Here is a 12,470-nt window from a genome sequence, read left to right as displayed (position 1 = left end):
AAAAGTAAAGCTTATAAAACCATTGGAGTGATATAACCTACGATGCAAACACAAAGAATAATTAAGGAAGTAAGTGGGATGTTAAACATACCACCCGTCGGAGGACAAATACTTCTTACTTTATCTTCGCATCGAAAAGGTCTCTTTTTAAAAGAAATCGTGAGGAAAACAAAAAGATCTGAAAGAGCAATAAAGCACAACCTTAAGAAACTGCATCAGTTTGGCTTTATTCGCAAAAAAGTTGTAAGAACTGAAAAAGGTAAAACTGCGCATATTTATCACTTTCAAGTTCGCGATTTTCTAAAGTCTGCTAGACTGGTTCTTCTTAAAAGGATGAAAAGGCTGAGGGAGCTAGAAGGCTGAAATTATGATCACAAAAAGAGGCGCAGTCATCATCCTAGTGATGGTCTCGCTTGTATCAGCTTTGATGGTTATCGGAGCCAGACAACTTAAAACCACTGTAGAATTCGAAGAATTTCTTCCGAAGGATTATCCATCCATCAAGGCTTTGGATGAAATAAAGGGGAGATTTCCCCAGAGCTCAACAATTTTTTTCGTTGTAAGTGGAGAAAATTTGGCCACACCAGAGGGTGTAAAAATTCTGAGAACTCTTGAGAATTCTTTACTCTCGGACCCCAACTTAGGGATGTTAATCTTGCGTGTACAGAGCTTTGCAGACTATATTGTATCTCTGGATCGCCCAATTCCTCCAGAACCCGTTCTGAAAGATTTGATCGATAACATTCTCTCCAATGATAATCTTAGAAAAGAAATAATTGGCAGAAGTCTTAGCGAAGATTACCGCTCAGCATTGGTTACAGTGAGCATCTATCCGGTAAACACGCGAGAAAGAGGAAAAATCATTCAGCTGTTCCAGAGATGTGTGGAAAACTTGAAAACAGAAAACTTTGGAATAAGCATGACCGGAGATATTGTCATGTATTCTGACATGAACAAACTTATGAATAGAGATAACAGAATTCTGATACCGGTGGCTGGCATTTTTGTACTTTTCGTGCTCCTCGTCGCCTTGCGCAAATTATCTGACGTTTTGATCTCAATCTCCCTTGTTGGGATAGCTAGCCTTTGGACAATTGGTCTAATGGGTTTTTTAGGAATATCATTTACAACTCTGCATGTTGCTTTAATACCGCTCCTTCTCGGTCTGGGTGTAGATTATGCAATTTATTTCATGAAAAGATACCATGAGGAGAGAGAAAAGAGCAATGCCGTAGAGGCCTCTAATATAACCGTAAAGACCACCGGAAAAGCCATATTGGTCGCCGCTGTCACCACGATTATAGGATTCGCTTCATTTGGTGTTTCCTGGTTAGTCCCGATCCGAAATCTGGGATATTTTGCTGCTTTGGGAATAGGTTGTGCTTTTGGATTAGCGTTATCATTCGTTCCCGCGGTAGTAATTCTCCGCGATGCTGGGAAAAAACATGAAAAGAAAATTGAGGTGAAGAGAAAGTTTGGTCGGAGACTCGCAAAGATTTGTTTGACCACGGCGCATAAATGGAAGTTGGTTCTAATTATCGTCATGTTGATTTCTATCCCATCTGCTCTTTCGGCACTAAGTCTGAAAACCTCCATGTCTTTTGAAACTTTCCTACCTTCCGACATCGAGTCGGTCAGAACTTTCGAAATGATTGAGAACAACTTTGGTGGGCAGACAGCCATCTGGGTAATCGCAAGAGGACAAACCACTACAAGCGAAAGTTTGCAAGAAATGCTTATTTTTGAAAACGCCGTTTTATCTGATCCAAAAAACACTGGATTGATAACTCACAGCTGGAGCATTGCTAATCTTCTGCTAATTATGAGTGGCGGCACATTACCCAATGATGACGCACTAATCGTACAAATGCTGAAATCAATCGATCGAACTAAAAAGATCCCAGTACTCAGTGAAGACAATGTTGCCCTCATCTACTTTTTCGTTAACACAAGAAGCGAAGATGAAATGAGAAAAGCAACCGAGATAGTCAGAAAACATGTTGAAAACTATCAAGGAAATTTGAATTTGCGAATAAACGGAGCCCCCGCCGTAACCGGTTTCCCAGTTATTCTCAGCGACATAATGGGGAGTCTTTGGGGAAGTATGATGAGATCCACTCTGTTAACGATCATCCTCTGTTTCATTACACTTGTAGTTCTTTTCAGATCTCCTTTGCTTGGTATTGGAGCTATGCTACCCTTGCTCCTGGCTCTCTCCTGGGAATTCGGAACGATGAGACTGGCTGGATGGTCTCTAGACGTTTTGACGATCGGAATTTCTGCTCTTGTAATTGGTCTCGGAATAGATTATGCTGTTCACATAACACATAGATATCTGGAAGAAAGAAGCCGAAATCCGGATAAAGCCCTAGTCGAAAGTTTACCGAAGATTCTACCCCCTGTTCTTATGGGATTTGCAACAACGGCTGGAGTCTTCGCCATACTCTCCTTGTCTAGAATGCCCGCTATGGCAAGATTTGGATTGCTAACTGCTCTAGTGGTGACTTACGCGCTGCTGGTAGCATTCTTCGTTCTACCAGCTTTTCTAATTGGATATAACAATTGGAGAAAAGCATTTTTGAGAAAAAACCGATCTGAGAGTTGAGACCGTGAGAATACTAGTCGCAATTACCGGGGCAAGTGGCGTAATTTACGGAAAACGATTTTTGGAAGTATGTAAAGAGCTTGATATAAAAACTGAGCTCATCGTGTCCGACACTGCTAGAAAAATACTCTCATACGAAATAGGAGAAAGCAAAGAAAATCTTGAGAAGCTAGCCACAAAATGTTACGATTATAACGACCTCACATCGCCGCCAGCAAGCGGTTCATACAAAATTGATGCAATGGTGATAATACCCTGCAGTATGGGTAAATTGGCGAAAATAGCCAACGGCATAGCAGACGATCTGATTGCTAGAGCGGCTGATGTCTGCCTGAAACAGAGACGTCCACTGGTACTTGTCATCAGAGAAACGCCATTAAATCTTGTCCATCTGGAAAACATGTTAAAGATCTGCAAAGCTGGTGGAATCATTTTGCCGGCTAATCCAGCCTTTTACCATAAACCAAAGGATATTACGTCGCTCGTGGATTTTGTGATCGGAAAGGTTCTGGATGTCCTAAACATCTCACATGATCTTTACAAACGCTGGACCGGAATTCCTTAAATTCTCTCTACGGAGTAATTCTCAATTGTGAGTTAGAATGAAAGAGCTACCTTCAACACGCTTTGAATGCAAGAAATGCGGCCATGTCGACTATCGAATGTCCCTGGCGGAGCTTGGAAAGGAAAGTTCCGAGAAATGTCCTAAGTGTGGCTCGCCTCTCGTGGCGGCTAGCAGAGAAACACCTGACTGGATTTCGAAGATTCTAAATGAAGTTAATAAGTTTTCTGAAATCGAGGATTTCATTGCAAAAGAAAACTGGATAGAAATCGAAGTATGCTCACTTCCAGGCAAGAACACTTTTCTGAAATTTCAAAGAAGAATGAAGCAGAAGGGATACCTTTCTGGGTTACGGAAAGTTAACAGTACTATAAAAATATACCTAATGAAAATTCCCGAGTTTCAAAAAAGATTGGCTCCAAGCATTATCCTGCTGATAGTCACTATAATCTCTACTTTTTCTGTGGGCTATCTCTGGACGAAAACTATCCATGGTGGACTCTTTTTCTCTTTCGCGGTGATGTCTCTTCTGGGAGCACATGAATTGGGACATCTGTTGGCCGCACGAGAGAACAAAATCCGAACCAGTCCACCGTACTTCATACCTTTCCCAAGCATATTAGGAACAATGGGTGCTATAGTAGAAATGAGAGAACCACCGCCGTCTCGAGATGCCATGGTAGAGATTGGATCAAACGGTCCAATAATGGGCTTCTTCATGTCACTTGTTTTTCTGACAGCTGGACTCATACTCTCCTCACCTGCTTCTGAAAATAGCGCACCATATCTCGCTCCCCTTATCTTCGATGCAATCCGACGCCTATTGGGACTTCCAGTCAACCTAAATCTTCATCCCTTCGCATTTGCTGGTTTGGTAATGTTAGTGATAACCTTCCTTAATCTCATGCCTTTGGGCCAACTAGACGGAGGTCACATTGCCAGAGCGGTTCTAGGTCTTGAAAGGCATTTCTATTTAACTAGGTTTCTGAGCCTCGCGCTTTTCTTCTCAGGTTTGTTTTATCCGGAGCTCCCATTCTGGTTATGGGGACTTGTGGCATTTCTCTTGTTTTCACGAGGACATCCCGGTGCTCTCGACGACATCCATCCTCTGTCTCGCCGAGCGAAGCTCAAGGCCGCCGCATGTTTAGCTATTTTTATCCTATGCTTCCCAATCCCAAGAGGGTGAAAAACTGAGAGGACTGTTCATTGTATTGGAGGGTATAGACGGGTGTGGAAAAAGTACACAAGCAAGAATGCTTGCAGAATGGTTAAGATCTGAAGGATATGAAGTTATCCTCACCGATGAACCTACTGACGGACCAATAGGTAGATTTATAAGAAAAATTCTAAACGGAGAAATCAGGACTTCGATTTCTGCTGAGGTGAACCTATTTGCTGCCGACAGAATGTGGCATCTGGGAAACGTTATACTTCCTGCTCTCGGAGATGGAAAGATTGTTATAAGCGAGAGATATGTCTGCTCATCAATCGTTTATCAGACAACTCGTGGAGCAAGCTTAAAGGAAATTCTGGCCGCAAATAAATTTGCACCAGAACCAGATCTCTCAATATTGATAGACACGCCACCCGAAGTCTCGATGAGAAGAATGAACAAGAAACTCGATGAGTTTGAGAAGGATTTAAAGCTGCAGAAAAGTGTTCGTCTTCGCTATCTTCAGCTGGCGAAAAATGGAAAGTTAAAACTCGTGAATGGGACCCTATCGGCCGATGAGGTTCAAAATGAAATAAGAAAACTTGTTCAACCTATGCTCAGATGTTTATCTGCGTAAAGAATGGCATCGAACCGAAAACTTTCTCTGCCGCTTTCTCCACCACATCTCTGTATTCTGGGAAAGTGTAAACCCGGATTATATCTACGTATCCTTTCAAAATATTCAGCAGCTGCGAGTAATGAGAAACTGGAACAATCTCTTTTGTTCCATCAGAGGTAATACGAAAAACTGGGATCTCCATGGGGTCTATCTCACGCGGATAATAGGGAATAGAATCGAGAGTGGGAACATCCACAAACACACTCTCCGGATCTATTCCAGAAGCGGCTGCTATTTCTTTCTCCTTCTCCTCGCGCAGGGACTTGTCGCTCAGCAGACTCGCCAAATATGCATCACGTAGATGAATGCTTCGCTGATAAACTGCCTTCAGAAGTTGTCTTCTATCGAGCCTTTCAAGCATTTCGCGAACAATCAAAATATCTCGGTTCTCGCTTGAAGCTGAAAGTTCCCGCAACTTTGAAATAAGGTACGCATCGTCCATCCGCAAAAAATCATCGATTGTTTTAAAATCCGTTAAACCAAGAAACTCATCTGCATGTATCATCGCTTTGTGAAGCATGATCTCAGCCGCTCTGACGGCGTGGTGATAATAGACCGCTAAAAACATCTCATATCTTGCGATCATGAAGGCCTCCAGCGCATAAAGAGCTTTCAAATCTATGGCTATATTTCCATTCACCACTCCCATTGCCTGAATTAATCTGCTGACATCGACACGCCCATATTCGACTCCCGTGTAGTATGAATCTCTGGTTAAAAAATCCAACTTGTCCGCATCAACTTGACTAGCGATCACTTGTTTGAGATATCCCTTTCTTCCGCCGGTTTTTCCAAAAGAAAGTTCACAGACCTCCTGCGGTGTAAACCCCAAAGAACTTATAGTATCGGCCAACTCACTTTCCGTGACTACTCTTCTCCCCATGTCCTCGTGAGTTAGATTTTTTTTCTCAACCATCACTTCTTCAAAGGAGTGTGAAAAAGGACCATGCCCGACATCATGAAGCAGGGCCGCTATTCGCACCAGCTGTTCTTCATCTTCGGAAATCTCGACATGTTCACGCAAAGCTCTGACGATTTGGCCAGCAATATGCATGCTCCCAAGAGCATGAGAAAATCTTGAATGATCTGCGCCTGGGTACACTATCGATGCTATTGAAAGTTGTTTTATTCCCCTGAGGCGCTGAACAGGCAACGTATCAAGAACTTTCAGTTCCGCTTCGGTAACGGGGATATAACCGTGCACCGGATCTCGGATGAATTTGACAAATCTCATCCAAATCTTCCTGAAATCAGACTAAACTCCTCTGACTTGAAGTTTTTCCTTTTCCTCGAGCATTCTTATATCTATACCCCTCATTGGCATTGGCAAATTCATACATGCCTCCAAGACTTTCTCCGGATTGTCGTAATACCTCGCTGCCTCCACTATTGCCCTTGCCATTCTCGGTGGATCGCTGGACTTGAATATCCCAGAGCCCACAAATATCCCATCCACACCAAGCTGCATAACAAGGGCGGCATCGGCTGGCGTGGCGATTCCACCAGCGCAGAACCATACAACCGGCAATCTCTGAAGTTTCGCTGTTTGCTCGACAAGTTCAACCGGCACTCCATATTGCCTGGCCTTTGCAGATAGTTCTACTCCATCTAATCCTGAAAGTTCTGCTATTTGTCTTTTTGTCAACCTTATATGCCGGACCGCCTCCACTATGTTTCCGGTTCCAGCTTCCCCCTTTGTTCTTATCATGGCTGCACCTTCGTTAATTCTTCTGAGTGCTTCTCCCAAATCTCTCGCTCCACACACAAACGGGACCTTGAATTTTCTTTTGTCAATGTGAAATTCCTCATCCGCTGGGGTTAGCACTTCAGACTCGTCAATCATGTCGACTCCTAAGGCTTCTAGAACTTGAGCTTCTGCGAAGTGTCCTATTCTACACTTCGCCATTACTGGAATCGAGACAGCATCCATTATCTCTTTGATCAGAGCAGGATCCGCCATCCTTGCCACACCGCCAGCTGCTCTTATGTCGGCCGGAACTGCCTGGAGAGCCATGACTGCAACAGCTCCCGCTTCCTCTGCTATAATCGCTTGCTCAACGTTCGTAACGTCCATTATGACCCCGCCTTTTTGCATTTTGGCAAAGCCTCTCTTCAACCGCTCAGAACCGATGATTATTTCCATGTTTAATCCCTCAAGGAAAAAATATGAAAAAAGAAAGCTTTAAAGCTTTGGGATACTTTTTATTTCTCTTTCTCTGCCATTAGGTTTAAGAGATCCACGAGGCGGCAGGAATAACCCCACTCGTTGTCATACCAGCCCAGCACTTTGACAAAGTTGTCCATTACCATTGTGCTTAGACCATCAACTATGCAGGAGTGCGGATTGCCGATTATATCCTGCGAAACCAGCGGATCCTCTGAGTATTCCAGAATTCCTTTTAGTTCTCCTTGAGCAGCTCTCTTGAATGCTTCGTTGACCTCTTGAACAGTAGTGGATTTCTCGACCTCTGCGACAAAATCTGTTATCGATCCGTCGGCCACTGGCACGCGGAGGGCTAGACCGTTCAGCTTGCCCTTTAGCTCGGGTATGACTTCCCCTATCGCAACAGCTGCTCCGGTCGTCGTTGGGATTATTGAAAGCATGGCTGCTCTTGCTCTACGAAGGTCTTTGTGAGCAAGATCGAGTAAACGCTGATCATTTGTCACAGCATGACAGGTTGTCATGAACCCTCTTTTCACCCTGAAATTCTCATGAAGGACCTTCACCATGGGAGCAAGACAGTTTGTCGTACAGGATGCGTTCGAGATTATCACGTGTTTCGATGGATCATACCAGTTGTGGTTAACCCCCATAACAATTGTTACGTCTGGATTCTTTGCCGGAGCAGAAATCAATACCCTTTTCGCTCCTGCTGTGAGATGCTTGCTTGCTCCGTCCCTAGATGTAAATGCGCCGGTGGATTCCAAGACGTAATCGACTTCGAGGTTTCTCCATGGAAGATTCGCTGGATCTTTCTCTCCAAAAGTCTTTATCTCAATTCCATCAACGAGTATGGAATTGTCAGTTGCTTTCACTTCCTTTTTGTAGATACCGAAAACCGAGTCATACTTCAGGAGATGTGCAAGAGTATTTGCACCGGTGAGATCGTTTATGGCGACTACTTCAAAGTTCTTCCTGAACTGTTCGTTTTCAAGGGCTGCTCTGAGAAACAGGCGTCCTATTCTGCCAAATCCGTTTATGGCCAATCTCCTCTTCATGATTATCCAGTTGTCTGAACATTCAGGCTTTTTAAGCTTTTTGGTGATTCGGGTTTATCAAAAAATCGATTTAGCGGGCCGGGCTCAAGCCTCCTAACTTATTTCTTGGAACGCGGATTTCAGGGAAAATAAAAACAACTTCAGCCATATTTTGTTGGTTATAAGTCTCAGCTGGATCCTGCTAGCTTTTCTCGGCTTCTCCTAGAGGCTTATAAATTTTAGGCAACCCCGATGATTCGCTGAAAAAGCGGCTGTCCTGCCAAAATTTTGTTTTGATCCCTTTAAAGCACATAAAAAGGTTCCAAAGATAAATTAATAATGTGGGCATCTGCAGGGTCTGTGGCAAAAAATCTCCTTACATTTCTAGCGTTCTGGAGGTTTGTCCAGATTGTGTTAGAAATAGATTCGATGATGCAAAAGAGTACATCGCAAGAGCACATGCAAAGATAAGATCTGCGCATGGACTTCCACCAGAACCTCCGAGAGACCCGAATGGTGTACAATGTACGGACTGTGGCAATATGTGCGAGATACCACCAAACAGCGTGGGGTTCTGCGGAGTCGTTAAAAACAATAATGGAAAGTTATTGCGAATTTTCGGCACATCAGAAAAAGGTCTCCTAACATACTATCATGACCCCCTGCCAACCAACTGTGTTCCAGCAGATTTCTGTGCTGGTTCTAGCGGAGCTGGATATCCAAAATGGTGCAGGACCCCATATGGAGACATAGGGTGGTACAATCTGGCCGTTTTTCTAGGAAGTTGCACTTATAGCTGTCTTTTCTGTCAAAATTTCTCTTTTAGAGAATTGACAGCTGCTGGTGGCCCCGTCATGAGCGCATCCGAACTGTCCGAAAAGGCAAATAGCAAGGTTGGCTGCGTCTGCTATTTCGGAGGAGATCCATCGAGCCAGATGCCTTTCGTTATCGCCTCCGCTAAGCTTATTAGAGAAAGGTCGGAGAGCGAGCGAAGAATCATAAGAATATGTTTGGAAACAAATCTGAGCATGAATAGGAGATATCTTGAAGACATTGCGAAGATTTCTCTTGAAAGCGGTGGTGGAATAAAGGCTGACCTGAAATGCTGGTCTACCGAAATTCTCTATGCTCTTACTGGAGTCAAGCACAGGAAGGCATATGAAAACTTTGAATGGCTTGCCAAAATGCATCGAGAACGTCCTGAAGTTCCATTTGCCCGTGCGAGCACACTACTCGTTCCTGGCTATGTAGATGACGAAGAAATCGAACAAATTGCTTCTTTCATCGCTGATCTCGATCCAACCATTCCATATTCTTTGCTTGCCTTTCATCCAACGTGGTGGATGAACGATATGCCCTACACGTCGAAGAAGGATGCGGAACGATATCTAAAAATTTGCAAGAAAGAAGGTTTGGAGAAAATCAGAATAGGAAATCCTTGGTTACTCAGATAGAAACTCGGCAAGGTTTTAACCGAGAATTGCGAAATAAAATCAGAGGATGACGCTTCACATATCGGAATGTGTACTTGGCGTGTTCGCCTTCGACGATCAAGGGGAGCTAGTAGCATACAAAAGATTTCCAGATGACCCTGCAGAGATAGCCGGAAGATTGGCTAGCGTTCAGATGGGCGTTCCAACAGAAGAGCATAGAAGTCTAATCAGGGAGCTTATCATGAAAGGAGAGAGCTCCTTTACGCTTGAACAAACGCAACTCGCAGAAGAGCTAGCAAAAGAATTTAAAAACGCAAAATTCGAAGTTCTGGCTCCAAACAAGGCTGGAATGTTGCTCAGAGGGAAACTTCACGATATAGGGGAAGAAATCGGATACAAAGATGTTGATTTGCTTTTACGCGAGGTCAACTTCATACTTACTAGACTGAAGTTGAAACGTGAAGTCTCGCAGAGAGACAAACTTGTTATACGTGTAATCGAGGTTCTGGATGAGCTTGACAAGTTCATAAACATCCTGACTGTTAGAGTTCGGGAATGGTACGGTATGCACTTCCCAGAACTGGATAGATTTGTTCCAGATCATCAGAACTATTTGAAGCTTGTTCTCGAATTAGGACTCAGAGAAAATTTCAAGGCAGAAAACATAAAAACTATCGCAAAGATTTCTGACGACCTTGCAAAGAAAATAGAGGACGCTGCAGTGACTTCTGTGGGCGCATCCTTCGACGAGATAGACAGACAGATCATACAGGAAGAAATCAAGATGATAATTGAACTGCAGAAACTACGAGAAAAAACTGCTGAATATATTGACGATTTAATGACACAGATTGCGCCCAACCTAAAGACCTTGGTTGGGGGAACAATAGGAGCCAGACTCATAGCATTGGCGGGGGGCTTAGATGAATTAGCAAAAATGCCCGCGAGCACCATACAAGTTCTAGGAGCGGAAAAGGCCCTCTTCAGAGCGCTGAAAACAAGGGCGAAACCCCCGAAGCACGGTGTGATATATCAACATCCCTCTATAAGGACGTCGCCCAAGAAGTTTAGAGGGAAAATAGCAAGAGCACTTGCGGGAAAAATCGCAATCGCGGCACGTTTAGACGCAATGGCCGGAGAATTTATGGGAGACCGTTTACTCGAGGAATTTAAGATAAAGGTAGCAAAAATCCTTAAAGAGTCGGAAAGCCGATAACTCGAAAAATATTTATTCAGCGATAATGTTTTTCATATTGAATGCCAAAGGTAATCGCTCACGAAAAATTCCGAAACATCTTCTGGATAGAGTTCGAAAATAAAACCAGAAAACTTGCAACTGAAAGTTTGGTTTCTGGTTGCAAGGCATATGCTGACGAAATCTCCATTGAAATCGAATCTCGTATTTATCGCATATGGGATCCCTACAGAAGTAAACTAGCTGCTGCGATATTGAAGGGAATTAAAGAAGTTCCGCTGGAGAGAGGAAACGGAGTGCTTTATCTAGGTGCTGCTAGCGGAACTACTGCAAGTTATGTCAGTGACGTGGTTGGCCCCGAAGGTAAAGTATTTTGCGTCGAGATATCAACCAGACCCTTGCATGCTCTTTTATCTCTCTGTGCAAGAAGACCAAACATGATTCCGATTTTGGCCGATGCTCGAAATCCGGCGAGTTATGCTCCGCTCGTCAGAGAGGCCGATGTGATTTATCAGGATGTTGCTCAGCCTGACCAAGTAGACATCATGCTGAAAAATGCATCGATGTTTCTCAAGAAGGATGGATATATCTTGTTAGCTCTAAAGGCTCGTTCTATAGATGTAACTAAGGAACCTAGAGAAATATTCCGGGATGAAATCGAAAGATTGGATAAAGAAATGGAGATTCTCGACATGAAAATCCTTGATCCTTTTGAGAAAGATCACGCAATGTTTGTTCTCCAGAAGTAGATTAAAGCGTTGTTATCTCGCAGCCATTCTCGGTTACTATGACTGTGTGTTCTGCTTGAGCAACTTTTCCACCGGCTCTTTCGGCGAGCACGTGATATGGCCATAATGCCCCACTTCCAACCAGCTCCTTCAAACAAAGTTCTAATCTCACTTTGGAGAATTTCTTGGACAGCCACCTTTCAGCAAATGGGAGCGAATTATAATTCTGTTTTATGTCACGCAGGAGTTGGCGAGTCATTCTCAACCTTACTGGAGCGTCACGTACATACCTGAAGATGTAAACTTTTTCTTGATCCTCCACAAAACCGATTCCGGTGGTGATAAACGGTTCTATAGCAAGCACATCGCCGACTTCAAGTGTCTGTCCTGTCCTCTCAACCACGTTCGGGATCGATATCCCCGCATGAAGATCCCAAGGAGCCAAACTGTGTCCTGTGAGATTTCGAATTGGTCTATATCCCGCGGCTTCTACTGTCTCCTGAACTGCCCTGCCTATTTCTCCAACATCGATTCCCGGTTTAACAGCATTTATGGCCGCTTCGAGAGCTTTTTCGACGGTTTCGACTAGTTTTACCTCGTTGCCGAAAGCTACTGTAAATGCCGTGTCAGCAATGTACCCGTCGATGTGCGCCCCGATATCTACTTTGACCACATCGCTTTCTTGAATTACTCGCTGATCATCAACAGGTGGGGAATAGTGGGCTGCTATTTCGTTCACGGAGATGTTGCACGGAAAAGCAGGTTTTGCCCCCTTCTTTCTTATGAGTTCTTCGGCGGTTTCGGCCAAATCAAAAATCCTAACACCCGGCTTAACCATTTTCCTTATCTCTTCTCGAACTTCAGCTAGTATTTTTCCGACTTTGCGATATTTCTCAAGTTCTTCTGGGGTAAGCATG

The 12,470-nt window shown here is 43.8% G+C and carries 12 protein-coding genes; 8 read left to right on the top strand and 4 right to left on the bottom strand.

Features of this window, described 5'->3' with window-relative positions:
• The first annotated feature begins 42 nt into the window (after positions 1-42).
• From QXF64_00475 to tmk, 5 genes are read left to right on the top strand one after another with little or no spacing between them, the layout of a single operon-like run.
• Positions 43-363, top strand: a complete 321-nt coding sequence (locus tag QXF64_00475) for a hypothetical protein (GenBank protein ID MEM1688971.1) — start codon at positions 43-45, stop codon at positions 361-363.
• Positions 364-367: 4 nt separating this feature from the next.
• Positions 368-2,605 (top strand): MMPL family transporter, encoded by a 2,238-nt coding sequence (locus QXF64_00470; GenBank protein MEM1688970.1) that lies wholly within the window; start codon positions 368-370, stop codon positions 2,603-2,605.
• A 4-nt stretch (positions 2,606-2,609) separates the two neighbouring features.
• Entirely contained in the window at positions 2,610-3,170 is a 561-nt protein-coding gene (locus QXF64_00465) for a UbiX family flavin prenyltransferase (GenBank protein MEM1688969.1), read from the top strand.
• A 37-nt stretch (positions 3,171-3,207) separates the two neighbouring features.
• Positions 3,208-4,353 carry a site-2 protease family protein gene (locus tag QXF64_00460; GenBank protein MEM1688968.1) on the top strand — a complete coding sequence of 382 codons (1,146 nt, stop codon included), beginning with the start codon at positions 3,208-3,210 and terminating at the stop codon, positions 4,351-4,353.
• 4 nt (positions 4,354-4,357) lie between these two features.
• Positions 4,358-4,957: a dTMP kinase gene (gene tmk, locus QXF64_00455; GenBank protein ID MEM1688967.1), complete on the top strand. Its 600-nt coding sequence runs from the start codon at positions 4,358-4,360 to the stop codon at positions 4,955-4,957.
• On the opposite strand, the gene QXF64_00450 is transcribed toward tmk, so the two are convergent.
• The 3 genes from QXF64_00450 to gap are packed head-to-tail and all read right to left on the bottom strand — an operon-like array spanning position 4,938 to position 8,218.
• Positions 4,938-6,233 carry an HD domain-containing protein gene (locus QXF64_00450; protein MEM1688966.1) on the bottom strand — a complete coding sequence of 432 codons (1,296 nt, stop codon included), beginning with the start codon at positions 6,231-6,233 and terminating at the stop codon, positions 4,938-4,940. The genes tmk and QXF64_00450 overlap by 20 nt on opposite strands.
• Before the next feature lie 21 nt (positions 6,234-6,254).
• Complete coding sequence (gene pdxS, locus QXF64_00445) at positions 6,255-7,142, bottom strand: pyridoxal 5'-phosphate synthase lyase subunit PdxS (GenBank protein MEM1688965.1); 888 nt, start codon at positions 7,140-7,142, stop codon at positions 6,255-6,257.
• A 59-nt stretch (positions 7,143-7,201) separates the two neighbouring features.
• Positions 7,202-8,218, bottom strand: a complete 1,017-nt coding sequence (gap, locus tag QXF64_00440) for a type I glyceraldehyde-3-phosphate dehydrogenase (protein MEM1688964.1) — start codon at positions 8,216-8,218, stop codon at positions 7,202-7,204.
• A 320-nt stretch (positions 8,219-8,538) separates the two neighbouring features.
• Between gap and QXF64_00435 the strand changes: the two genes are divergently transcribed.
• From QXF64_00435 to QXF64_00425, 3 genes are read left to right on the top strand one after another with little or no spacing between them, the layout of a single operon-like run.
• Entirely contained in the window at positions 8,539-9,651 is a 1,113-nt protein-coding gene (locus QXF64_00435; GenBank protein ID MEM1688963.1) for a radical SAM protein, read from the top strand.
• 46 nt (positions 9,652-9,697) lie between these two features.
• Positions 9,698-10,846 carry a hypothetical protein gene (locus tag QXF64_00430; protein MEM1688962.1) on the top strand — a complete coding sequence of 383 codons (1,149 nt, stop codon included), beginning with the start codon at positions 9,698-9,700 and terminating at the stop codon, positions 10,844-10,846.
• 41 nt (positions 10,847-10,887) lie between these two features.
• Positions 10,888-11,574 carry a fibrillarin-like rRNA/tRNA 2'-O-methyltransferase gene (locus QXF64_00425; protein ID MEM1688961.1) on the top strand — a complete coding sequence of 229 codons (687 nt, stop codon included), beginning with the start codon at positions 10,888-10,890 and terminating at the stop codon, positions 11,572-11,574.
• Position 11,575: 1 nt separating this feature from the next.
• Here QXF64_00425 and map read toward each other — a convergent pair whose 3' ends face one another.
• The gene (gene map / locus QXF64_00420) at positions 11,576-12,469 is read right to left on the bottom strand and encodes a type II methionyl aminopeptidase (GenBank protein MEM1688960.1); all 894 of its coding nucleotides are present in this window, start codon (positions 12,467-12,469) and stop codon (positions 11,576-11,578) included.
• Position 12,470 lies beyond the last annotated feature (1 nt).

This window comes from Candidatus Hadarchaeales archaeon, assembly GCA_038823825.1.
Taxonomy (GTDB): domain Archaea; phylum Hadarchaeota; class Hadarchaeia; order Hadarchaeales; family Hadarchaeaceae; genus JAVZGN01.
This window is presented reverse-complemented; position numbering and strand designations above follow the sequence as displayed.

Coding starts and splice junctions, on each gene's coding strand:
- map (MEM1688960.1), bottom strand. CDS start 12,469: ATGCTTACCCCAGAAGAACTTGAGAAATATCGCAAAGTCGGAAAAATA.
- QXF64_00460 (MEM1688968.1), top strand. CDS start 3,208: ATGAAAGAGCTACCTTCAACACGCTTTGAATGCAAGAAATGCGGCCAT.
- QXF64_00430 (MEM1688962.1), top strand. CDS start 9,698: ATGACGCTTCACATATCGGAATGTGTACTTGGCGTGTTCGCCTTCGAC.
- QXF64_00450 (MEM1688966.1), bottom strand. CDS start 6,233: ATGAGATTTGTCAAATTCATCCGAGATCCGGTGCACGGTTATATCCCC.
- QXF64_00475 (MEM1688971.1), top strand. CDS start 43: ATGCAAACACAAAGAATAATTAAGGAAGTAAGTGGGATGTTAAACATA.
- QXF64_00425 (MEM1688961.1), top strand. CDS start 10,888: ATGCCAAAGGTAATCGCTCACGAAAAATTCCGAAACATCTTCTGGATA.
- gap (MEM1688964.1), bottom strand. CDS start 8,218: ATGAAGAGGAGATTGGCCATAAACGGATTTGGCAGAATAGGACGCCTG.
- pdxS (MEM1688965.1), bottom strand. CDS start 7,142: ATGGAAATAATCATCGGTTCTGAGCGGTTGAAGAGAGGCTTTGCCAAA.
- QXF64_00470 (MEM1688970.1), top strand. CDS start 368: ATGATCACAAAAAGAGGCGCAGTCATCATCCTAGTGATGGTCTCGCTT.